The sequence below is a fragment of the Vibrio scophthalmi genome (assembly GCF_040869025.1).
In the GTDB taxonomy this organism is placed as follows: Bacteria; Pseudomonadota; Gammaproteobacteria; order Enterobacterales; family Vibrionaceae; genus Vibrio; species Vibrio scophthalmi.
The window spans coordinates 789,756-811,673 of record NZ_CP134271.1; the positions used below are offsets into that span (position 1 = coordinate 789,756).

A 21,918-nucleotide genomic window follows, 5' to 3' on the forward strand; every position below is an offset into this window, starting at 1 on the left:
AGTTTAAACGTCTTCAGCGCGAATTTGACAATATACGTTTGGCGTTGGGGTGTACTCACCGCCAATTTGAATTGCGTTACGCAGTGCTTTGGCCGCTTCTTGCCACTGCTCTTCAGAGCGGGCATGAATCAGTGCCAATGGTTTATTCTCGTCAGCCACTTCACCTAAGCGAATGAACTGGTCAAAACCAACTGCGTAGTCAATTTCATCCGTCGCCACACGGCGACCACCACCCATAGAAACCACTGCCATACCAATCGCACGGGTATCCATCGCAGAAACCACACCATTTTGCTCAGCAAACACTGGCTTGATGATCTGCGCTTTTTCTAAATAGTTATCGTAGTTCGCAATAAAGTCTGCCGGGCCGCCAAGGCCTGCGACCATCTTGCCAAAACACTCTGCTGCTTTACCGTTATCCAACACTTCCATCAGTTTAGCGTTCGCTTCTTCGCTGTCTTTCGCCAGCTTAGCCAACACCAACATTTCCGCACAAGACGCTAGCGTCACTTCTAGTAAGCGAGGGTTACGGTATTCGCCAGTTAAAAAGCGCACAGCTTCGCGCACTTCAACAGCGTTACCTGCTGACGATGCCAGTACTTGGTTCATATCAGTCAGGATGGCGGTGGTTTTGGTACCTGCGCCATTGGCAACGGCCACGATTGATTTTGCCAGCTCTTCTGATGCTTCGTAAGTTGGCATAAAGGCACCTGAACCTACTTTGACATCCATCACCAGTGACTCAAGACCCGCAGCCAGTTTCTTAGACAGAATTGACGCGGTGATCAGTGAGATGTTATCCACAGTTGCGGTAATATCACGCGTTGCGTATACACGCTTATCCGCTGGCGCAAGATCGCCCGTCTGACCGATGATCGCCACACCGGCGTCTTTAGTCACTTGACCAAAGACCTCATTGCTTGGAGTAATGTTGTAGCCAGGGATCGCTTCAAGTTTATCGAGCGTACCACCTGTGTGGCCTAAACCACGACCAGAGATCATCGGAACGAAACCACCACATGCTGCCACCATAGGGCCAAGCATTAAGGACGTTACGTCACCCACGCCACCGGTTGAATGTTTGTCAACAATCGGACCACCGAAGTTCATGTGGCTCCAATCGATGACCATGCCTGAATCACGCATTGCGCACGTTAGGGCAATACGCTCTGGCATCGTCATTTCATTGAAGAAAATCGTCATAGCAAACGCAGCAATCTGACCTTCAGAAACAGTATTGTTTGCTACGCCTTGAATAAAGAAGTTGATCTCGTCGCTGGTCAGCACTTCGCCGTCACGTTTTTTACGAATGATCTCTTGAGGTAAGTACATTAGATCCTCCCATACTCGTGCGAGTTATGGTTGTAGGGAATAGAGGTAGAGATTGAAGTGATGGCCAGCACCACTTCATCAAACAGACAGAATTTTTACACCATCTTCTAAATAGTTGGAGCGGCAGCTAGGCAGCCAGTAAATTCGCTCTATGAGCATAGATAACTATGTGATTAGGGCGAATTTATGCAGCAAACAACGCTGCAGCTTCAAATATGACGAAGAGATTAGTACGCAGCAGGATCTGCAGTTTCGTCTGTCACTTCTAATGTATTTAGTAGGCTTGTTAGCAGGCTTGACGCACCAAAACGGTAGTGGCGAGCATCAACCCAGTTATCACCTAGGATTTCATCAGCCATTGCTAAGTATGCCGCTGCATCTTCAGCAGTACGTACGCCGCCCGCAGGTTTGAAACCAACGGTCTCAGCAACGCCCATATCACGAATCACTTCTAGCATCATACGCGCGTATTCCGGCGTCGCGTTTACTGGCACTTTACCTGTTGAGGTTTTAATGAAGTCAGCGCCCGCTTCGATACAGATTTGCGAAGCTTGCTTGATTAGCGCTTCTTCTTTTAGCTCACCCGTTTCGATGATCACTTTAAGAAGGATATCGCCACACGCTGCTTTACATTGCTTAACTAGCTCAGCGCCCACTTCCGCATTACCCGCAATAAGAGCACGGTATGGGAATACAACGTCAACTTCATCCGCACCGTAGGCAACGGCTGCTTTGGTTTCCGCAACAGCAATCTCGATATCGTCGTTACCGTGAGGGAAGTTAGTTACCGTTGCGATACGTACATTTGGTGTACCTTGTTCGCGAAGTGTCTTCTTAGCAATAGGAATAAAGCGAGGGTAGATACAGATCGCAGCAGTATTGCCAACGGCTGTTTTTGCGTCATGACAAAGTGAAATTACTTTTGCATCTGTGTCGTCATCATTTAGCGTCGTTAGATCCATTAGTTGAAGTGCACGTAACGCTGCTGCTTTTAAATCGCTCATTTCTATCTCCGATAAGTATTCAAAAATGTGACTGCTTCTGGCCTTAAATAGTATAGGTTGAGAACGCAGTTATTGATGAACGGACTTGGTTCCTTGAAGACTCGTGGCAAATAGCGAATCTGCCCCAATTGCTATCCTTGTCACCGCACAGTACCAGTTTGGCCTATGGCACAACAATCTATGATTGCGGTGTCTTTAATATCATATAGTGCGCAAAAACGCTTGCGCTATATGCCTCTGGAGAGCATTGATTTGCTAACCAGTTAAAATTCATTGCTGAGTCGAATCCATTCCAACCCAAATTGCATTGATGGCTCTACATTATCGACATTCACCGCAAAACTGTAGTAACAAAAAGAACGCAAACGGTTTGTATCTCAAAAAAGTTAGCTCGAACTTTCGTGCATATCCGAAGTGAAAAGCACAGCAAAACATGGCCACGAACATTCAAGCAAAAAAATACCCCGCAGCAATCTCTTGCTACAGGGCATAGTGTCAAGTGACGTCTATATTATCGAGCGCTTATTACATGCTTGATAGTGTTAGACAGAAACCTGCAATTGTTGCTGCCATTAGGTTAGATAGCGTACCCGCAAGTACCGCTTTAACACCCATACGTGCGATGTCGCTGCGACGGCTTGGTGCTAGAGAACCTAGGCCACCTAGTAGAATCGCGATAGATGAAAGGTTCGCGAAACCACAAAGTGCAAATGAGATGATAGCCATTGTCTTCGGCGACATGATTTCGCCAGTCGCAGGAACTACCGCATCAGCAACCAATACACCATCAACAAGGTGAGGAATGTATGGAGTGAAGTTTAGGTAAGCAACGAATTCGTTCACAACCAGTTTTTGACCGATGAATGAACCAGCAAAGATTGCTTCGTCCATTGGCACACCGATTAGGAATGCTAGTGGAGAGAACGCGTAACCTAGAATCAGTTCTAGGGTCAGTTCAGGCATACCGAACCAACCACCGATGCCACCAAGCATACCGTTGATTAGCGCGATTAGACCTACGAATGCGATTAGCATTGCACCAACGTTTAGCGCTAGTTGTAGACCTGCTGCTGCGCCGCCTGCTGCTGCGTCAATCACGTTTGCAGGTTTGTCGTCGCCGCCATCCATTGCTTCTTGGATGTCTTCTTGAGGCTTATCAACTTCTGGGTACAGAATCTTAGCGAACAGTAGACCACCAGGTGCTGCCATGAATGATGCTGCTACTAGGTACTCTAGTGGCACACCCATTTGCGCGTAACCTGCTAGTACACCACCAGCAACAGATGCAAGACCACCACACATTACTGCAAATAGCTCAGATTGTGTCATCTTAGGTACAAACGGACGAACCACTAGTGGTGCTTCAGTTTGACCTACGAAAATGTTAGCTGCTGCAGACATTGATTCCGCACGAGAAGTGCCAAGCGCTTTTTGTAGTGCGCCACCAAGAATGCGGATAACCCACTGCATAACGCCGATGTAGTAAAGAACCGAAATCAGTGCAGAGAAGAAAATTAGCGTTGGAAGTACGCGGAATGCGAAGATGAAACCGCCGCCACCGAATAGTTCGAACATCTTGCCAGAAACAAGACCGCCGAATAGGAAGTCGGTACCTGCGTTACCATAGTTGATAACGTTAGAAACCCCTTGTGAAAAACCGTTTAATAGATCACGGCCCCATGGTACGTATAAAACGAATGCACCAAGGATAAATTGGATAGCGAAAGCGCCACCCACAGTTCTAAAATTGATAGCTTTGCGGTTAGATGAAAATGCAAATGCAATAGCAAGAAGCACTACCATACCGACTAGGCTCATAAACAGGCTCATAGTTTATGACTTCCTTATAAGTTATTTGTTGGCGTGTTACAAAATGGAGCTCAAAAAGCGGGGCAATTATACTCATCCCACCTATGATAAAGTAATGTGCCCTTCACACTTTCTGATACGATTCACGCATTGTTCAATCACAAATGTGATCACGATCAATAAAATCACTCTTCAAATTCACAAAGCGTACAAACATTTTAGAATTTATTCACAAATATTTAGGGCCAAATTGCTATTACGCCAAACGTTATCAGCAACCGTTTGCCTATCTTTATTCTGCAATTGTGCCAAATGCTGTAAAACCAGAGGCAAACGTTTGGGATGATTGGGCTCACCTTGATAACCCATTAACGGCATATCTGGGGCATCCGTCTCCAACACTAAAGCAGAAAGAGGTAATTGCGCGACGGCTTGACGAGTTTTATTTGCACGCGGGTAAGTGATCACGCCACCAATGCCGAGATAGAAACCTAAATCGATAAATTGCATTGCTTGCTGATAACTGCCCGAAAACCCATGCAGTATGCCACCATATTCAAAGCGCGCTTGTTTAAGCAATTGAATCAGCCGATTGTGCGTTTTTCGCCCATGGAGAATAAGTGGCAAACGATGCTGTTTGGCCAACTCAATTTGAGCAATAAAAATGGCTTCCTGCTGTGCCATAGGGACATCAACCATCGCATCTAAACCACACTCACCAATCGCAACACAGCGCGAGACGCGCTCAGTCATTTGAACGTCTAAAAGCACCACATCATTGAGAGACTGCTGAGTAAGAAAATAAGGATGGAAACCCAACGCATAATAGAGTGCCGGAAACTGCTCACTTAGTGAGGCTAAGCGTGACCAGTTTTCAGGCCCAGTAGCAGGCAGTAGCACACGCTCAACTCCAACTTGCTGAGCACTTTGTAGCTGTTGTTCAATATTCGCTGCAAATGGCGCAAAATCCAAATGACAGTGGGTATCAAAAAGGCGCATCACTGCTGCGCCTTAGAAGAGGGTTTGGGTTGCTCTTGCAAAGTTGGTTCTGCACGATAAGCAACGCAACTGCGTTTTTGCTCTGGGGTTAGCCCCATCGACTGACACCATTGATCGTATTTTTTTAACCAACGTGTAAACCAAGCCCACATAAGCCGTTCCTTTTACTGCTCTTCGCGTTTAAACACGAGATCTGTCGGGGTCGACTCTTCTTCGACAAAGTAATAGCCCGCCACATCAAACTGGGTCAAATCAGCGACGCTTGAGATGCGATTCTCAATAATATAGCGCGCCATCATGCCACGTGCTTTTTTCGCATAGAAACTGATCACCTTGTACTGACCTTTTTTGCAATCTTTGAAGATCGGCGTAATCACCTGCGCATCGAGTGCTTTTGGTTTCACCGCTTTAAAGTACTCATTCGATGCTAGATTGATCAGCACATTGTCGCCTTGTTCGCTGATCGCTTGGTTCAACTTATCGGTGATCACGTTGCCCCAGAACTGATACAAGTTACTTCCGTTTGTATTGGCTAACTTAGTGCCCATCTCAAGACGGTAGGGTTGCATAAGGTCGAGCGGCTTGAGCAGGCCATATAAGCCCGACAACATGCGCAGATGCTGCTGTGCATAGTCGAAATCGTCCTCTGACAGCGTTTCAGCGTCTAAACCGGTATAGACGTCACCTTTAAAGGCTAAGATCGCCTGACGGGCGTTCTGCGGCGTAAACGTCTCACTCCACTCTTGGAAGCGACCAACATTCAAATCAGCAATTTTGTCGCTGACCTTCATCAAACTCGCCACATCAGCAGGCGTCAACTGGCGACACACGTCAATCAGCTGCTTAGAATACTCAACCAACTCCGGTTGAGTGAACTTTTCTGTCGCCAATGGCGACTCATAATCCAAGGTCTTCGCAGGGGATACAACTATCAGCATGACTTTACTCTTCCATTTATCATCAGATGATTAGAGTACAAAAAAAGCCATGCAATGTCTGCATGGCTTTATGTATCGATTTAATCGTTTCTATCTATTGGCAACGACTATTTTTTCTTCTCGTCGGTATACCAGATGCCTTCTTCAAGCTGAGATTTCAGCTCTGGGTACTCATTGGCATCAAACGTCGGCAATTTGCCTTCTTTTAACTGACGGTTGTAGTCTTTCGCCAGCTTAATCACCGTACCAGAAAGTAAGATGATCGCGACCAAGTTCACAATCGCCATTAGACCCATGGAGACATCAGCTAATGCCCATACCACTGGCAGTGAAGCTAGCGCGCCAAACATCACCATACCAAGAACAATAATACGGAACAGGCCAAGACCCGCTTTATGATTATGCTCTAAGAAGATTAAGTTCGTTTCAGCATACGAGTAGTTCGCAATGATAGAGGTGAAAGCGAAGAAGAAAATCGCCACCGCAACAAAAATGCTACCCCAATTGCCCACTTGAGAGCTCAACGCAGCTTGAGTCAGTTCGATACCCGTCACTTGACCACCTGGTACAAACTCACCTGACATCAAGATGATCGATACTGTCGCCGAACAGATCACAATCGTATCGACAAAAACACCCAACATTTGCACATAACCTTGCGAAGCAGGGTGTGGTGGATATGGTGTTGCAGAAGCAGCCGCGTTTGGCGCAGAACCCATACCCGCTTCGTTTGAGAATAGGCCGCGTTTCACACCGTTAATCATCGCTTGAGCAATCGCATAACCCACACCACCAGCAGCGGCTTCTTGCAGGCCAAAAGCACTCTTCACAATCAAGGTTAGGATTGCTGGCAATTTTTCGATATTGGCGATCATCACAAACAGTGCAAGCGCTAAATAAGCTGTTGCCATGATTGGCACAACCAACTCTGCCACGCGTGCAATACGCTTGATACCACCAAAAATTACAATCGCCGATAGCGCAACCACGACAACACCCACGTACTGATCATCCCAACCAAATGCATTGTGCATTGCGTTGGCAATCGAGTTCGCTTGAACCGCGTTGAAAACCAGACCAAAAGCGATAATCAGGAAAATAGAGAACAGGATGCCCATCCAGCGCATGCCCAACCCTTTTTCCATGTAGTAAGCAGGGCCACCACGGTAGTTGCCATCATCATCTTTGGTTTTGTAAAGCTGTGCGAGTGTACTTTCGGCAAATGAAGTTGCCATACCCAGCATGGCAATCAACCACATCCAGAAGATAGCGCCAGGGCCACCAGCGGTTAGTGCAACAGCAACACCGGCCATGTTACCGGTACCGACACGTGCTGCGAGACTGGTACAAAGAGCTTGGAAAGAAGAAATACCAGCTTTGTCTGCTTTACGACTGTTCTTCAACACTGAGAACATATGGCCAAAATGGCGGAACTGAATGAATCCTAGACGGATAGTAAAGTAGACGCCCACGCCGACCAAAAGATAAACAAGAATCGACCCCCAAAGCAGGTCATTCATTAAATTAATTAAGTCTGTCATAACATCCTCATAGTGAGTTTCGTCGATTTTGCATCCTTGCCATCCATCTAGCTGCGTCACCAAGTGTCAATTCTTGGTAGTGTATGTTTTATTTTTGGCAGCTGAGATCTGTAAAACTCGCTTCATGCTTCCGTTTCACGTACCGACGTAATTTTTGACGGGCGGATAATGCAGTGAAGAATAGCAAAAATCAATATGCAAACACACGCATTACAATGTTATTTTTCACTATAAACTCACTAATAGTTAACACAAAAAAGAACAAATCAACCACAAAATCAGCACAACAACATCAACTATTAACAACAAGCCAAATCTATCAATAGCAATAAAAACGCCATCCGATAAAAGTAGGCTAACACCTTGTCTCTACTGGTTTTACCAGCAAATTTGTGTGATTTACCCCCCATTTTGTATGTTACCTATCGGATGAGGGGGCAAGAGCAAGGTTGATTAGCATTTTAGCGCCAACTTAAAACAGCCAGTTAACATCAAAAATAGCTAAAATTAATCGTTTTCACACTGACAACTGAACGTTTTTTATACAGCACGCTCTTCTAAAAAGGTACATCGAGCACAAAAAGCCATAAAAATTTCATTGGATCGCAACAAATGAGAAATCAATCATAGATACCCTTCAATCTCAATGGTATTTAATCTAACCAATAACAACGTACAACAGAGGTGGCATATGGATGGCTTGAACTTTGATGAGATGATGGAGATGGACTTTTCACGAGGTCGCTCAGCAAAATCAAAACCTGTTAAACGTAAATGGCGAGAAATAGAGGCAATTCAAGATCGTCGTCGCTTAGAAAAAGAGCTGCTTGATATGGATATCGGATTAGATAAGTTGGAAAATTTAGAATTTTAGTCAATAAAGGAGGCGCCAAGGCGCCTCTTTATTTTACCGCTCGTATGATAAACGTTAAATACACTCTTTGTCTGTCGCGCGCACGCGTTTCGCCAGTTGCGCATATTGCTCAGCAATCGTGTCCCCAAAGACAGGATCGTCATCTGAACCACTATAGAGCGTTTCCACGTGTTGCCAATCTTCGACACTAAATCGGTCACAAATCATCGGCAAAATATTTTTCTCTTCCAGCTCCAAGTGTGACTTCTGCGCATTCATGAACGCTTCTAATTGCTCAATAAACAGATGATGCGGTACCACAGCATCTTGCAAGATCATCTCGACAATATTCATAAACGCATGCGTTTTACATTCCAACAACTTGTGCTCAAATTCTAAGTTGTCCATATCATCATGCGCACCGTAATGTTCACGGTAATAGTGATAAAGAATATCCTCTTTCGGATGATGATATTTCTCTGAATATTCAGACAAGTAATCGACCACCTCTTTAATCAAACTGTAATTGACTGGCTGTTCTTGCTTTAGCAATTCCACTTTATTGGCAAGGATAGCGAGTAGACGCACCATATAGCCATGTTCACGCCTGATTTGTTCAATCATCATAGCGTTTCTCCTTAAACACACAATCTTTGTAAGTGTATAAGAAAACGCCAATAAAGGTTTAGAGACTGTTCAAAAAAAGACCAGATTAGTAACTAAAATCAATACGAGTAATTGAAAAATAAAGAGAAGCCCATCAGGCTTCTCTCGCAATATTCGTTGAGTCGTTGAGCTAACTCAGTTAAACCCGCTCAGGCAGTCTCCAATCAATCGGCTTCAAGCCTTGTGCGGTTAAGTGCTGGTTAGCCAAAGAAAAGTGATGGCAACCAAAGAAACCACGGTGAGCCGACAGCGGTGATGGGTGGGGAGCTTCTAGTACATGGTGCTTTGAGCGATCAATAAAGCGTCCTTTTTTCTGCGCATGCGCTCCCCACAGTAGAAACACAATGCCACTACCATATTGGTCAAGTGCTGCAATCACTTTATCGGTATAGGTTTCCCATCCGGTTGTTTTTGCATGAGAGTGCGCTTTGCCCTGCTCCACTGTTAGCACAGTATTGAGTAATAGCACCCCTTGTTCAGCCCAAGATTGCAAATAGCCATGCTGAGGAATTGTAAACCCCTCCACATCTTGCGCGAGCTCTTTGTACATATTGACTAAAGAAGGGGGTGTTTTTACTCCAGGTAGAACCGAGAAGCATAAGCCATGTGCTTGATCGGGTCCGTGGTAAGGATCTTGACCCAAAACAACCACTTTTACGTCGGCAAATGGCGTAGCATCAAAGGCGTTAAAAACATCGGCTTCAGGAGGAAAAACCACCTTACCCTCTGCGCGCTGCTCAGCGACATAACTCAGTGTTTGCTGAAAATAAGGTTGCTGCTGCTCGTCGCCGATCACATCATCCCAAGTCAATAACTTAGCCATTATGATTGTCCTCTATATAGATACCGCTATTGTCGCAAAAAACCACGCAAAAACGAATCAACAAGATGATCGGCGATGGGCATGAAATTACGCTTGGCGATGCCACTCACGCAACTGCTTGATTTCCGCTGGCCACAGTTCTGGTTCTATGGTTTCAAGAATAAGAGGGATCGCATCAAACCGGCTGTCTTTCGCTATGTACTCAAAACAGTCCCAACCAATGGCTCCTTTACCCAGCGCATGGTGTCTATCAACCTTGCTACCCAATGTCGATTTGGAATCATTAATGTGCATTGCACGCAAGTAATGCATGCCCACTACTTGATCAAACTCGGCAAACGTTACTTCACACGCTTCATGGCTAGAGAGATCATAACCTGCTGCAAAGGTATGGCAGGTATCAAGGCATACGCCAACACGAGATTTATCTTCTACTTGATCGATGATCGCCGCGAGATGTTCAAAACGCCAACCAAGGTTTGAGCCTTGCCCTGCAGTATTTTCGATTACGGCTATTACATCTGGTACAGCTTGGTGCGCTAAGTTTATTGAATGAGCGATTTTCGCCAAACACTCAGCTTCAGAGATCTTGTTAAGGTGACTGCCGGGATGAAAATTGAGCAGCGTTAACCCCAATTGATGACACCGTTCCATTTCATCAATAAAAGCGGCGCGCGATTTTTCTAATTTCTCTTCTTCTGGCGCACCTAAGTTAATCAAGTAAGAGTCATGAGGCAAAATGTGCTCGGCGCTAAAGCCCAGCATTTTACAGTTAGCTTTAAAAGCGCTAATGGTTTTGGCTTCAAGCGGTTTTGCGACCCATTGACGCTGATTTTTAGTGAAAAGCGCAAAAGCATTGGCGCCAATTTCACGTGCTCGCATCGGCGCTTGATCAACCCCACCAGCGGCAGAAACATGCGCACCGATATACTTAGTTCCGAAATTTTTGTTCATGTTATTTAATCACTTTACTCTTTCAGTTTGACCACCACCTAACAAGTAGTTAGTCCGCATAGTTGACTTAAAAACGGTCATTTTGTAGTAAAATTACGACAAAATGACCGTTGTAACTATTTTTTATATTATAAAATAAATTGTAATTTGCAGTTTTTAAAGACTTTTATTGATTTAACGCAATAAAATCACCTTCAAAAAAATAAGGTTTTTAGTTGTTTTTTGACCTAAATCAATATTATTATAATGGATATTAGCTATATAATACTTAGCTCAACAAAAATATTGAAAATTAACACCAATAACACCACAGAAAATGTGGATTAGGAGACAGTAATGATTCAAGGTATTCAGATTACTAAAGCAGCTAACGACGATCTACTAAACTCTATCTGGCTACTAGACAGCGAAAAGAACGAAGCACGTTGTGTTGCGGCATCTGCTGGCTACCAAGCTGACCAAGTTATTGCTATTAACGATCTAGGCGAATACGAAAGCCGTGAAGTGGCAATCGAAACTGCACCACGCATTGAAGGTGGTCAACACCTAAACGTTAACGTTCTACGTCGCGAAACTCTTGAAGACGCGGTTGCTCACCCAGAGAACTACCCACAGCTAACCATCCGTGTATCGGGCTACGCTGTACGTTTCAACTCTCTAACGACTGAGCAGCAACGCGACGTTATCGCACGTACGTTCACTGAATCTCTATAATTTAGCTCGTCTCTGACGAAGGTAAATTTAGACACACATTTGAAAAGCAGGCCTTGGCCTGCTTTTCTTTTCTTCGCCATCTAAAACAGACGAAACATTTCAAAAAACACCGCAAATAGAAGCCTAAAGAATCTATCCCGGTAGCGCAAAAGAAAGAAAAACAAAAAGAGGCAATACCAAAGGAGATGTTGATTCCATCTCGTGTTGGATTCTGTCGCGCTCTTTTCACTTTCTAAGCTAAATTTCTCCAGCTCATAACAAGTAGAACAAGCAAAGACTTGTTTTGATTGGTACAAACACACTGTCGGCAAACCATTTGAAAAAATGGGACGCAAAGCTTCCGGTCTAACGATAAAATTTATCCACGATAGCGGAGCCGCCACTTGATCGCTCAATCAAGTGTTGAGGGTTTATCGCCCTTTTCACATGCCGAGGTGTGGCAATTTTTTGTCAACCTAAAAAGGAACATGTGATGAAATCACGTCCAAATAAAACCTTATTGGCACTCGCTCTTACCGCTCTAAGTGGGCAAGTCGCCGCACATGGCTACATCTCTGCGTTCAATGATGGCATCGCAGCAAGCCGTGTTGCGCTATGTAAATTCCCAACCTCTGATACTAATGAGAAAAACAGCAACTGTGGTGCCATTCAATATGAACCACAAAGTGTGGAAGGCCCTGAAGGCTTCCCTGAAGCTGGCCCCGCTGATGGCAAAATTGCCAGTGCACAATCAGCACTGGCCACAGCATTAGATGAACAAACTGCGGATCGTTGGGTTAAGCGCCCAATCACGGCTGGACAGCAAAACTTTGAGTGGACCTTTACTGCCAACCACGTCACTCGAGATTGGAAATACTACATCACTAAAGCGGATTGGAATCCAAATGCGCAACTATCACGAGCGTCGTTTGATCTGAATCCGTTCTGTGTCATCGAAGGCAATATGGTTCAACCGCCAAAGCAAGTTAGCCATGCGTGTAACGTGCCTGAACGTCAAGGCTACCATGTCATTCTTGCAGTTTGGGATGTGGGCGATACGGCAGCAGCATTCTACAATGTGATTGATGTGCAATTTGATGGTCAAGGCCCTGTGCTTCCAGAATGGAATCAAGCTGGCCAGATTTCACCAACTATCGATCTTAATATCGGCGATCGCGTCTTTACCCGCGTATTTGATCACGCTGGTGAAAACCAAGCTTATCGTACTGAATTAGCGATCGATAGCCCTGCCCTAACTCAAGCTAAAAACTGGTCTTATGCTCTAGCAAGCAAGGTAAACCAAGAGCAAACAGCGATCAAAGCAGGCCAACTACAACAAGGCACTTTCACCCCTGTTTACGGTACCAATCCGATCTATTTACAAAACGATAGCCAACTCACTCGTGTAGAAATTGGCTATGAGATTGACACGGTTGTTCCCGATTACGCACTTAACATTGCAGGCTTACAATCTGAATATACTGTCACAGAACAACCGACTGAACTGGCATTGACGCTAAATGCTAGCGGTGATCTGCACGCGGAGTTAACGGTTTATAATCATGGCCGTGAAGCGCTGGCGAGTTGGAGTGGCGAACTGGTAGATGGGCAATCTAAAGCGGTCGATCTCACGCTGGCTAAATCTCAAGCGGGCCACCATATGCTGATCAGCCGAATCAAAGATCAGGCTGGCAACTTGATCAATCAAGAAACGTTAGATTTCCATCTTGTAGCTGAGGTAACACCACCAGCGGGTGACTATGATTTTGTCTTCCCTAACGGCCTTGATAACTACACTGCTGGCACAAAAGTGTTAGCGAGCGATGGTCAAGTTTATCAATGTAAACCTTTCCCATACTCAGGCTACTGCTCACAGTGGACTGAAAACGCAACCCAATACCAACCAGCAACCGGTTCTCACTGGACAATGGCATGGGATAAAGTGAACTAAGTTCCTAGCGATCACAATTTTTAGAGAAGAAACAGTAACGGCACTTTATTAAGTGCCGTTTTTATGTGCGTTGCCAATGGCGTTGCGCTACAGTGAGGTATTCATTCCGATTTTTCATAAGTCACTCTATGTTGCTTGAAGGTATTGAAACACTTCTGACGTTAAGCAAAGCTAAAACCATGAGTCGCACGGGTAGCTTGCTCTATATTAGCCAATCGGCAGTGAGTAAACGCATTGCTAACTTAGAAAAGAAACTGGGCAAGAAGCTGATTGTTCCCGACGGCAGAAACGTGCAGCTAACACGTGAAGCGCTCAATCTTATTGAGAGTATCGGTCCCACTTTTAATGAGTTACGTGGGCTTATTTATGAACAGCAAAACATCATTGAGAACAGCCCTCTAAAGCTGGACTGTTCTGAAACACTGGTTGCCGGTTACTTAGCGGAAATATTAGGCGAGTATTTTACTCATGATCCTTACCTAAGCATCACGACCAATCATACGCCAAGAATTATTGAGCATGTTCAATCCGGAAAAGCACATCTTGGGATTTGTGCTGGTAACCTCCCCACGCACCACCAACTAATGGTTTTCCATCTCTTTGATGAACCCTTCTACATTGTCTTTAATCGCCCAATCAGTACGCTGCCAGAGATAATCATCACCAATGATCTCTCCAACCCTGCCAACTCATACCAACAAGCAATTCTAAGCCAACTCAATATGTTGCCCATCATGCAGATGGACTCTTACGTGGCGGCCGCAAGGCTAGCACTGGCAGGTATTGCCCCGGCACTCGTGCCGTTATCGGTGATAAAAACACTCAATATTGAGGAAAAACAGTGCCACTATTTTTCCTCACTGCAACCGCTTTCACGCCCCATTCACATCTGTGTGCGTCCGGCGTCCTATCGTAATAGCCGCATTAAAACATTGATAGCAACCATTGGTGATGCTGTTGCCAAAGTAACTTTCCTGCCATCAACATCGACATAATGATCACTAAAGGTCTTATCCATTTTTGACCTTTAGTCACCACCACTCGCGCGCCAAGTTGAGCGCCGAGAAAACCACCCACCGCCATCACTAAGCCAAGCTCCCATACTGGTAAGCCCGCGAGAATAAAGAACAATAACGCCGCAATATTCGAGGTAAAGTTCAACACCTTAGTACGCGCCGTCGCATCCACCAGCGAAAAATGCCCTAACGCGACAAAACAAACAGTAAAAATTGAACCGGTTCCTGGACCAAAAAAACCATCATAAAAACCAACACCGCCACCAACACAAAAAGCAAACATAGCCTCAGAAATTTTTGCTTTACCTTGCTGCTCGCGAGTTTTTGGCATTAATAAGAAGTAGAGAGAAATGGCCACCAGCAATAGTGGGATCAAACTGGTCAACACCCCAGCATCAATATGCTGCACCGATTCTGCACCAACTGCTGAACCAATAAAGGTACACGCAATCGCCAGTCGCATCTCTTTAATGCTGACAATGCCATTACGGACAAAATACCAAGTAGCAGAAAAGCTGCCAAATGAGCTTTGCAGTTTATTGGTCGCCAGCGCTTGAGTTGGCGGAACACCCGCCGCAAGCAATGCAGGAAGTGTTAATAAACCACCACCACCAGCCATCGCATCAATAAAGCCAGCCAAGCTTGCCACCAAAAACAGCAGTGTGAGTATTTCGAATGAAAGTTCCATTTGTTCGTCACGGTAGTAAATCCAATAGGGTTAAGTTATCACTACTCAATCAATTCAGTTAACGAAAGATTCGATTATCACTCATTCCCATTATTCATCAATTCCAATGTCGGTAGAAAAGCCGTCAATGCCGATTACCAAGGCATAAAAAAACCCGCTCGAATGAGCGGGCTTAATATGACCAATAACTGGGTTTATGCTTGAGAGGCTTTCACTTTCGCGTGCAACTCTTGTACTGACGTCACTGTACTCTTCGCATCAGCAGTATGCGCCATACAGGTCGCAAACGCAGCGTTTAGCGTTGTGGTGTAGTTCACCTTCTCAGCCAGAGCGCCACGACGAAGAACTTTAGAGTCCTCAATCGCTTGACGACCAGCAGCCGTGTTCACAATGTAGGTGTATTCATTGTTCTTGATACGGTCAAGAATATGAGGACGACCTTCGTGAACCTTGTTTACCAAGCGAGGGTTAATGCCCGCTTCGCCAAGGATAACCGCAGTACCGTGCGTTGCATCCAGTTGGTAACCAAGCTTAACCAGCTTAGAGGCCAAATCCACTACGCGTTGCTTATCGCCTTCACGTACTGACAGTAGCGCACGGCCACCTTCAGGGTAAACGCTGCCACAGCCAAGTTCTGCTTTTGCGTACGCTTCTGCAAACGTAGCGCCAACACCCATCACCTCACCTGTCGAGCGCATTTCTGGGCCTAACAGTGGGTCAACACCAGGGAACTTGTTAAATGGCAATACCACTTCTTTTACTGAGTAGTAAGGTGGGATGATCTCTTTAGTAAAGCCTTGAGCTTCTAAAGATTGACCCGCCATGACACGTGCAGCGATTTTCGCTAGTGGCGCACCAGTTGCTTTCGAAACAAACGGTACGGTACGTGCCGCACGTGGGTTTACTTCGATTAGGTAAACTTGATTATCTTTTACCGCAAACTGTGTATTCATTAGGCCACGAACACCCAACTCAAACGCCAGCTTTTCAACTTGCTCACGCATCACATCTTGGATTTCTTGGCTTAACGTGTATGCAGGTAGCGAACATGCAGAGTCACCAGAGTGAACACCCGCTTGCTCGATATGCTCCATGATACCGCCAATCACTACGCGCTCACCGTCACAAATCGCATCAACGTCAACTTCAACAGCGTCATCAAGGAAACTATCAAGTAATACTGGTGATTCGTTAGATACGCTCACCGCTTCGTTGAAGTAACGACGTAGGTCTTGCTCGTCGTAAACGATTTCCATCGCACGACCACCCAGTACATACGAAGGACGAACCACCAATGGGAAGCCGATTTCACGCGATTTTTCAATCGCTTGCTCCATGGTCGTTACCGTTGCGTTTTGTGGTTGTAGCAGGCCTAAACGGTCAACCGCGACTTGGAAACGCTCACGGTCTTCTGCTCGGTCAATCGCATCAGGGCTAGTACCAATGATTGGCACACCTGCCGCCTCTAGCGCACGTGCCAGTTTCAGTGGCGTTTGGCCACCGTACTGAACGATAACGCCTTTTGGCTTTTCAACGCGGGCAATCGCTAATACATCTTCCAGTGTTACTGGTTCAAAGTACAAACGGTCTGACGTGTCGTAGTCGGTTGATACCGTCTCAGGGTTACAGTTGACCATAATGGTTTCGTAACCGTCTTCACGTAGCGCCAGTGATGCGTGCACACAACAGTAGTCAAATTCAATACCTTGGCCGATACGGTTTGGACCGCCACCCAAAATCATGATTTTGTCTTTATCGGTTGGATTTGCTTCACACTCGTCATCGTAAGATGAGTACATGTATGCAGTATCTGAAGAAAATTCTGCCGCACAAGTATCAACACGCTTATAAACCGGGTGGATATCGAATTGGTCACGCAGGCGACGGATTTCACTTTCCGCAACCCCCAGCAGTTTCGATAGACGCGCATCCGCAAAGCCTTTGCGTTTCAGCTTACGCAGTACATCTTCGGTCAAACCAGCAAAGCCACCGGCTTTAACTGACTCTTCCATTTTGACTAGATCTTCAATTTGAACGAGGAACCAACGGTCAATTTGCGTTAGGTTGAACACGCCATCAACAGATAAGCCTGCACGGAATGCATCGGCGATGTACCAAATACGCTCTGCGCCAGCTTCTTTTAGCTCATGGCGAATTTTTGATAGTGCGTCTGGTGACTCAAGGTCAACCATTTCGTCAAAACCACTTGCGCCCACTTCTAGGCCACGCAATGCTTTTTGTAGTGACTCTTGTTGGTTACGACCAATCGCCATCACTTCGCCCACTGACTTCATTTGCGTCGTCAGACGGTCGTTCGCGCCGGCAAATTTCTCGAAGTTAAAACGAGGAATCTTAGTCACAACGTAGTCGATAGTTGGTTCAAATGATGCTGGTGTTGCGCCACCAGTGATGTCGTTCATCAACTCGTCAAGCGTAAAGCCAACCGCCAGTTTCGCTGCTACTTTAGCAATCGGGAAACCCGTTGCTTTTGAAGCAAGCGCGGAAGAGCGAGATACACGTGGGTTCATCTCGATGATAACCATACGGCCATCTTTTGGGTTGATACCAAACTGAACGTTTGAACCACCAGTTTCAACACCGATTTCACGTAGAACCGCTAGCGATGCATTACGCATCAACTGATATTCTTTATCGGTTAGCGTTTGTGCTGGTGCCACCGTGATTGAGTCACCGGTGTGGATACCCATTGGGTCGAAGTTTTCAATCGCACAGACGATGATGCAGTTGTCGTTTTTGTCACGAACCACTTCCATCTCGTACTCTTTCCAACCGATCAATGACTCATCGATTAGCAGCTCGTTAGTTGGCGATAAATCCAAGCCACGACGACAGATTTCTTCAAATTCTTCTTTGTTGTATGCAATACCGCCACCCGTACCACCCATGGTGAACGAAGGACGAATGATACAAGGGAAGCCAACCATATCGAGAACTTTGTAAGCTTCTTCCATTGTTTTGGCTGTATCTGCCGTTGGACACTCAAGGCCAATCGACTTCATTGCTTTATCGAAGCGAGAACGGTCTTCTGCTTTATCAATCGCATCAGCGGTTGCACCGATCATCTCTACGCCAAACTCAGCAAGAACACCGTGTTTCTCTAAGTCTAGTGCACAGTTAAGCGCTGTTTGACCACCCATGGTAGGCAATACAGCATCAGGGCGCTCTTTCTCAATGATCTTACGCACGACTTCCCACTGGATAGGCTCGATATAGGTTGCATCGGCCATCTCTGGGTCTGTCATAATGGTGGCAGGGTTTGAGTTCACAAGAATAACTCGGTAACCCTCTTCACGCAGTGCTTTACACGCTTGTGCGCCAGAGTAGTCAAACTCACATGCCTGACCGATTACAATCGGACCAGCACCAAGAATTAGAATACTTTGAATGTCAGTACGTTTTGGCATTATCTACTACTCCGAATTAAGCGCTGTGTTTTTTAATGAGTTCGATGAAATGGTCAAATAGTGGAGCCGCGTCTTCAGGACCTGGGCTCGCTTCTGGGTGACCTTGGAAGCTGAATGCTGGTTTGTCAGTGCGGTGGATACCTTGCAAAGAACCATCAAACAGAGATACGTGTGTCGCACGTAACGTTTCCGGTAGCGTTTTTTCATCCGCAGCAAAACCGTGGTTTTGTGAAGTAATCATCACAACGCCGCGATCCAAATCTTTTACTGGGTGGTTCGCACCGTGGTGACCAAACTTCATTTTCACCGTTTGCGCACCAGAGGCGAGCGCAAGAATTTGGTGACCCAGACAGATACCAAATAACGGGATGTTTTTTTCTAGGAAGACTTTGGTTGCTTCAATCGCATAAGTACATGGCGCAGGGTCTCCAGGACCATTCGATAAGAAAACACCATCTGGATTAAGAGCTAGAACTTCTTCCGCTGAGGTTTCAGCCGGTACCACCGTTAAGCGGCAGCCGCGGTCAACCAACATGCGCAAGATGTTTCGCTTGGCACCGAAGTCATAAGCGACAACGTGGTATGGCAACTCACTGTCATCTTTTGCTTCTGGAAGGCCACCCGTAAGCGTCCACGAACCTTGTTTCCATTGATACGCTTCTTTTGTTGTAACTTCTTTCGCAAGATCCATACCTTTCAAGCCAGGGAATTCTTTTGCTTTCGCAAGCGCTAATGCTTCGTCAAGGTTATTGCCAGCGACGATACAGCCGTTTTGGGCGCCTTTTTCACGAAGAATACGAGTAAGTTTGCGAGTATCAATATCTGCGATGCCGACAATGTTTTGCGACTTGAGATAATCAGAAAGGGATTGTTCGTTACGGAAATTAGAAGCGATAAGAGGGAGATCGCGAATCACAAGGCCTTGAGCATGAATGGAAGAGGATTCTTCGTCTTCGGAATTGGTTCCGGTATTGCCAATGTGAGGATAAGTAAGAGTGACGATTTGTTGTGAATAGGAAGGATCAGTGAGAATTTCTTGGTACCCCGTCATCGAGGTATTAAAAACGACTTCCCCAACGGAAATACCATCTGCGCCGATGGACACTCCGCTGAACACTGTCCCATCTTCCAGGACTAACAGTGCTAATTTACTCAAGGCAACCTCCAGAATAAAAATGCATAAAAAATAAATAACTTTGCAACATTGCCTTCCATTTCGCCATAAAAAAGCATTTTTAGGTCTGACAGACAAATTGGCGTTATTCTAATAACGGTTGTGACCAGTGTCAACATTCATAGTAAAATAAAATGCATATTTACGACGCTTTATGAGAAAACCTTACCAAAGCAGTCAAAAAACCAAGTTTACTTACTTTTTACTTAACCAACAGCAGTAACTCTTGGTTATCGCCTCAAATTAGAAAGCAAAAAGACAGGCGACCAGAAAAAACCATAAAGCAAACGTTACTCACACCAACTAAACACGCAAAATACAAACACTAGCACCACTTATTAACTCAAAGCACCATAAGTAACACAATAAAAGGCTAATGCGCGCATATTTTGTCTAGTTAATTTTTTTTGCCATATCGAGCAGATACAAAAAGCGCCAGCCGAGGCTGACGCATAAATATGTTTAATGGTCTTTATAGATTTTTGCTAACGAAGAGATCAAAGATCATTTAAACCCAGTACATCGGTCATAGTATAGAAGCCTGCTGGCTTACCATTCAGCCAAACAGCTGCCTTTACTGCGCCATTAGCAAAGGTCATACGATCCGTCGCTTTATGAGTGATCTCAACACGTTCACCAATATCGGCAAACATTGCCGTATGCTCACCAACAATGTCGCCTGCGCGAATGGTAGCAAAGCCAATTTCGTCTTTGGTTCGTTCACCAGTGATGCCCTCTCGAGCATATACGGCCACATCGTTGAGCTTATTACCCATCGCACCGGCAATCGCTTCACCCATACCAATCGCAGTGCCTGATGGCGCATCGACTTTGTGACGGTGGTGTGCTTCGACAATTTCAATATCGCAGTAGTCACCCATGACTTTGGCGGCTTTTTCCAGCAGTTTAAACACTAAGTTAACACCGACCGAGTAGTTCGGAGCCATGACGACAGGAATTTCCGTCGCGACTGCATCAATGTGTTCGCGCTCTTGATCGCTAAAACCCGTTGTGCCAATCACGATGCTCTTACCGTGGGTACGGCAAAGTTCTAAGTTGGTTAATGTGCTGCTTGGTGCAGTAAAATCGATGATGACATCAAAGCTGTCAATTTGAGAGGCAAGATCATTGGTTAGGACAACTTCAAATTTTCCTTCACCACATAGTTCACCAACATCTACCCCAACCAACGAAGACTCAGGGCGCTCTGATGCAGCTCCAACTTGAGACTCAGGATTAAGATGCGTTGCTTTAACTAAGTTTCGGCCCATACGGCCTGCCGCTCCTGCGATTGCAATTCTGACCATTGCACTCATTCTCCATTTTGGTGTATCGAGATGAAAAGATCCTCACCTCGAGAAAACGATCTTGTGCACTAAACTACCAATAAATGGCTGTGCTGGCTAGCTTTTTGAGACATAGATCAAGAAAACTCTTTGATCACACGCTGTAAAATCGGCACGTTTGCCTCTGGAAATGCGTAATTTTCTAACTGTTTGATCTTTACCCACTCACCTTGCTGGCCTTCGCGCCCATAAGGATCACCAGCAAAATTGGTGACTAAGATAAAATCAAATTTAAGCGATTTATCCGGATAATCATATTCAAGGTGTTCAAATAGACTCTGCTCAGTGACTTGAATGCCGATCTCCTCATCGAGCTCACGGATCATCGCTTGCTCTGTCGTTTCCCCTAACTCAACTTTGCCTCCGGGAAACTCCCAAAATCCGCCTTTATGTTTATCATCGGGACGCTTAGTAATAAAAATCTGCGATTTATCTTGATTGAAAATCACCGCCGCAACGATATGGATTCTTTTCATATAATGGTGTTCCTATAACTTCCCGCTCGTCATTCCCTACAATGAGGAACGAATTAGATTGGGAATCTGCTGTTTTATTCGTATCAAAGATCCCCGACTCGTTCGTTCCTCACTCTCGAGGATGACGTAGGAGAAAATCTCAAAGTTCACATACAAAAAGAGCCGCCTAAGCGACTCTCTATTTATTTAGTAAGCATTATGGATCTAAGTTGTAACTCGGTGAGTGCGAG

The 21,918-nt window shown here is 45.4% G+C and carries 19 protein-coding genes and 1 riboswitch; of the genes, 4 read left to right on the forward strand and 15 right to left on the reverse strand.

Translation table 11 applies throughout. The features are described from left to right. Positions 1-3: 3 nt before the first annotated feature. From deoA to RJD38_RS03510, 7 genes are all read right to left on the reverse strand, one after another. Entirely contained in the window at positions 4-1,332 is a 1,329-nt protein-coding gene (gene deoA / locus RJD38_RS03480) for a thymidine phosphorylase (RefSeq protein WP_005594110.1), read from the reverse strand. Between the two features lie 227 nt (positions 1,333-1,559). Then, on the reverse strand, positions 1,560-2,336 hold the full coding sequence (gene deoC / locus RJD38_RS03485) for a deoxyribose-phosphate aldolase (protein ID WP_005594109.1): 777 nt from the start codon (positions 2,334-2,336) through the stop codon (positions 1,560-1,562). 525 nt (positions 2,337-2,861) lie between these two features. Next, positions 2,862-4,166, reverse strand: a complete 1,305-nt coding sequence (locus tag RJD38_RS03490) for a NupC/NupG family nucleoside CNT transporter (RefSeq protein WP_005594108.1) — start codon at positions 4,164-4,166, stop codon at positions 2,862-2,864. Between the two features lie 204 nt (positions 4,167-4,370). Beyond that, positions 4,371-5,144, reverse strand: a complete 774-nt coding sequence (locus tag RJD38_RS03495; protein WP_065545058.1) for a TatD family hydrolase — start codon at positions 5,142-5,144, stop codon at positions 4,371-4,373. Then, a complete protein-coding gene (locus RJD38_RS03500; protein ID WP_005594104.1) occupies positions 5,144-5,296 on the reverse strand; it encodes a DUF5363 family protein in 153 nt (50 codons plus the stop codon). Before RJD38_RS03500 ends, RJD38_RS03495 begins: the two co-directional genes overlap by 1 nt. 12 nt (positions 5,297-5,308) lie before the next feature. Continuing rightward, a complete protein-coding gene (gene yaaA / locus RJD38_RS03505) occupies positions 5,309-6,082 on the reverse strand; it encodes a peroxide stress protein YaaA (protein ID WP_065545057.1) in 774 nt (257 codons plus the stop codon). Positions 6,083-6,189: 107 nt separating this feature from the next. Continuing rightward, positions 6,190-7,623, reverse strand: a complete 1,434-nt coding sequence (locus tag RJD38_RS03510) for an alanine/glycine:cation symporter family protein (protein WP_005594100.1) — start codon at positions 7,621-7,623, stop codon at positions 6,190-6,192. Between the two features lie 691 nt (positions 7,624-8,314). On the opposite strand from RJD38_RS03510, the gene RJD38_RS03515 reads away from it, so the two are divergent. Then, the gene (locus RJD38_RS03515; RefSeq protein ID WP_005594097.1) at positions 8,315-8,497 is read left to right on the forward strand and encodes a DUF3545 family protein; all 183 of its coding nucleotides are present in this window, start codon (positions 8,315-8,317) and stop codon (positions 8,495-8,497) included. A gap of 54 nt (positions 8,498-8,551) precedes the next feature. On the opposite strand, the gene RJD38_RS03520 is transcribed toward RJD38_RS03515, so the two are convergent. From RJD38_RS03520 to nfo, 3 genes are all read right to left on the reverse strand, one after another. After that, positions 8,552-9,103, reverse strand: a complete 552-nt coding sequence (locus tag RJD38_RS03520) for a hemerythrin domain-containing protein (protein ID WP_009387948.1) — start codon at positions 9,101-9,103, stop codon at positions 8,552-8,554. A 178-nt stretch (positions 9,104-9,281) separates the two neighbouring features. Next, positions 9,282-9,965, reverse strand: a complete 684-nt coding sequence (gene ung / locus RJD38_RS03525) for a uracil-DNA glycosylase (RefSeq protein ID WP_065545056.1) — start codon at positions 9,963-9,965, stop codon at positions 9,282-9,284. Positions 9,966-10,052: 87 nt separating this feature from the next. Next, the gene (nfo, locus tag RJD38_RS03530) at positions 10,053-10,919 is read right to left on the reverse strand and encodes a deoxyribonuclease IV (protein WP_065545055.1); all 867 of its coding nucleotides are present in this window, start codon (positions 10,917-10,919) and stop codon (positions 10,053-10,055) included. A 336-nt stretch (positions 10,920-11,255) separates the two neighbouring features. Here nfo and grcA point away from each other — a divergent pair, with 336 nt between their 5' ends. From grcA to RJD38_RS03545, 3 genes are all read left to right on the forward strand, one after another. Next, positions 11,256-11,633 carry an autonomous glycyl radical cofactor GrcA gene (grcA, locus tag RJD38_RS03535; protein WP_005594091.1) on the forward strand — a complete coding sequence of 126 codons (378 nt, stop codon included), beginning with the start codon at positions 11,256-11,258 and terminating at the stop codon, positions 11,631-11,633. A 296-nt stretch (positions 11,634-11,929) separates the two neighbouring features. Next, a riboswitch (cyclic di-GMP riboswitch) is annotated at positions 11,930-12,017 on the forward strand. Between the two features lie 88 nt (positions 12,018-12,105). Next, positions 12,106-13,563, forward strand: a complete 1,458-nt coding sequence (gene gbpA, locus RJD38_RS03540) for an N-acetylglucosamine-binding protein GbpA (protein ID WP_065545054.1) — start codon at positions 12,106-12,108, stop codon at positions 13,561-13,563. Positions 13,564-13,691: 128 nt separating this feature from the next. Continuing rightward, the gene (locus tag RJD38_RS03545) at positions 13,692-14,558 is read left to right on the forward strand and encodes a LysR family transcriptional regulator (RefSeq protein WP_065545053.1); all 867 of its coding nucleotides are present in this window, start codon (positions 13,692-13,694) and stop codon (positions 14,556-14,558) included. On the opposite strand, the gene RJD38_RS03550 is transcribed toward RJD38_RS03545, so the two are convergent. The 5 genes from RJD38_RS03550 to mutT form a co-directional block, all read right to left on the reverse strand. Further along, the gene (locus tag RJD38_RS03550) at positions 14,488-15,267 is read right to left on the reverse strand and encodes a TSUP family transporter (protein WP_005594088.1); all 780 of its coding nucleotides are present in this window, start codon (positions 15,265-15,267) and stop codon (positions 14,488-14,490) included. The genes RJD38_RS03545 and RJD38_RS03550 overlap by 71 nt on opposite strands. A gap of 194 nt (positions 15,268-15,461) precedes the next feature. Next, entirely contained in the window at positions 15,462-18,692 is a 3,231-nt protein-coding gene (carB, locus tag RJD38_RS03555; protein ID WP_005594087.1) for a carbamoyl-phosphate synthase large subunit, read from the reverse strand. Positions 18,693-18,708: 16 nt separating this feature from the next. Further along, positions 18,709-19,848: a glutamine-hydrolyzing carbamoyl-phosphate synthase small subunit gene (carA, locus tag RJD38_RS03560; protein ID WP_009387954.1), complete on the reverse strand. Its 1,140-nt coding sequence runs from the start codon at positions 19,846-19,848 to the stop codon at positions 18,709-18,711. Between the two features lie 515 nt (positions 19,849-20,363). Further along, on the reverse strand, positions 20,364-21,173 hold the full coding sequence (gene dapB / locus RJD38_RS03565) for a 4-hydroxy-tetrahydrodipicolinate reductase (protein ID WP_065545954.1): 810 nt from the start codon (positions 21,171-21,173) through the stop codon (positions 20,364-20,366). Between the two features lie 116 nt (positions 21,174-21,289). Further along, positions 21,290-21,688: an 8-oxo-dGTP diphosphatase MutT gene (gene mutT / locus RJD38_RS03570; RefSeq protein WP_005594084.1), complete on the reverse strand. Its 399-nt coding sequence runs from the start codon at positions 21,686-21,688 to the stop codon at positions 21,290-21,292. Positions 21,689-21,918: the final 230 nt, after the last annotated feature.

Coding starts and splice junctions, on each gene's coding strand:
- deoA (WP_005594110.1), bottom strand. CDS start 1,332: ATGTACTTACCTCAAGAGATCATTCGTAAAAAACGTGACGGCGAAGTG.
- deoC (WP_005594109.1), bottom strand. CDS start 2,336: ATGAGCGATTTAAAAGCAGCAGCGTTACGTGCACTTCAACTAATGGAT.
- RJD38_RS03490 (WP_005594108.1), bottom strand. CDS start 4,166: ATGAGCCTGTTTATGAGCCTAGTCGGTATGGTAGTGCTTCTTGCTATT.
- RJD38_RS03495 (WP_065545058.1), bottom strand. CDS start 5,144: ATGCGCCTTTTTGATACCCACTGTCATTTGGATTTTGCGCCATTTGCA.
- RJD38_RS03500 (WP_005594104.1), bottom strand. CDS start 5,296: ATGTGGGCTTGGTTTACACGTTGGTTAAAAAAATACGATCAATGGTGT.
- yaaA (WP_065545057.1), bottom strand. CDS start 6,082: ATGCTGATAGTTGTATCCCCTGCGAAGACCTTGGATTATGAGTCGCCA.
- RJD38_RS03510 (WP_005594100.1), bottom strand. CDS start 7,623: ATGACAGACTTAATTAATTTAATGAATGACCTGCTTTGGGGGTCGATT.
- RJD38_RS03515 (WP_005594097.1), top strand. CDS start 8,315: ATGGATGGCTTGAACTTTGATGAGATGATGGAGATGGACTTTTCACGA.
- RJD38_RS03520 (WP_009387948.1), bottom strand. CDS start 9,103: ATGATGATTGAACAAATCAGGCGTGAACATGGCTATATGGTGCGTCTA.
- ung (WP_065545056.1), bottom strand. CDS start 9,965: ATGGCTAAGTTATTGACTTGGGATGATGTGATCGGCGACGAGCAGCAG.
- nfo (WP_065545055.1), bottom strand. CDS start 10,919: ATGAACAAAAATTTCGGAACTAAGTATATCGGTGCGCATGTTTCTGCC.
- grcA (WP_005594091.1), top strand. CDS start 11,256: ATGATTCAAGGTATTCAGATTACTAAAGCAGCTAACGACGATCTACTA.
- gbpA (WP_065545054.1), top strand. CDS start 12,106: ATGAAATCACGTCCAAATAAAACCTTATTGGCACTCGCTCTTACCGCT.
- RJD38_RS03545 (WP_065545053.1), top strand. CDS start 13,692: ATGTTGCTTGAAGGTATTGAAACACTTCTGACGTTAAGCAAAGCTAAA.
- RJD38_RS03550 (WP_005594088.1), bottom strand. CDS start 15,267: ATGGAACTTTCATTCGAAATACTCACACTGCTGTTTTTGGTGGCAAGC.
- carB (WP_005594087.1), bottom strand. CDS start 18,692: ATGCCAAAACGTACTGACATTCAAAGTATTCTAATTCTTGGTGCTGGT.
- dapB (WP_065545954.1), bottom strand. CDS start 21,173: ATGGTCAGAATTGCAATCGCAGGAGCGGCAGGCCGTATGGGCCGAAAC.
- mutT (WP_005594084.1), bottom strand. CDS start 21,688: ATGAAAAGAATCCATATCGTTGCGGCGGTGATTTTCAATCAAGATAAA.